This window comes from Phytobacter sp. RSE-02 (genome assembly GCF_040578655.1).
GTDB classification, from domain to species: domain Bacteria; phylum Pseudomonadota; class Gammaproteobacteria; order Enterobacterales; family Enterobacteriaceae; genus Phytobacter; species Phytobacter diazotrophicus.
Genome location: NZ_JBEULY010000044.1, coordinates 1 through 759, shown reverse-complemented (window position 1 = coordinate 759; position 759 = coordinate 1). Strand labels below are relative to the sequence as shown.

The following is a 759-nucleotide window of genomic DNA, read 5'->3' as shown; positions in this document are numbered from 1 at the left end:
CGTTCGGTGTCGCCCGCCGTGTCGCGATCGGCCTGCGATGCCGGTGCGAGACGTGCACGCTCGATCGCATCGAGGTACTCGGGCGTCACGGCGCCGGTGATGTAGTTGCCGTCGAAGCACGACGCCTCGAAGCGTTCGAGCTTCGGGTTGATGTCGCGCACCGCGCGGCGCAGATCGTCGACGTCCTGATAGATCAGGTGGTCGGCGCCGATGATCTTCGCGACTTCTTCGTCGGTGCGACCATGCGCGACGAGCTCGCCGCGCGTCGGCATGTCGATGCCGTACACGTTCGGGAACTTCACGGGCGGCGCAGCCGACGCGAAGATCACCGACTTCGCGACCGCATCGCGCGCCAACTGCACGATTTCCTGCGAGGTCGTGCCGCGCACGATCGAATCGTCGACGATCAGCACGTTCTTGTCCTTGAACTCGATGCTCATCGCATTGAGCTTCTGGCGCACCGACTTCTTGCGCACGGCCTGGCCCGGCATGATGAAGGTACGGCCGACGTAGCGGTTCTTGAAGAAGCCTTCGCGATACTCGACGCCGAGCTTCGCGGCGACCTGCATTGCGGCCGGGCGCGACGAATCGGGAATCGGCATCACGACGTCGATCGGCACGTTCGGCAGCTCGCGCTTGATCTTCTCGGCAAGATAGTCGCCCATGCGCAGGCGCACGTTGTAGACCGGCACGCCGTCGAGGCATGAATCCGGACGGGCCAGATACACGTATTCGAACATGCACGGATTCAGCGTCGGG

Annotated in this window: 1 protein-coding gene; it reads right to left on the bottom strand. The window is 64.0% G+C overall.

From position 1 onward, the window contains the following. Nucleotides 1-759, bottom strand: a 759-nt coding sequence (locus ABU190_RS27270) for a phosphoribosyltransferase family protein (RefSeq protein ID WP_354692909.1), incomplete at both ends; no start/stop codon positions are given.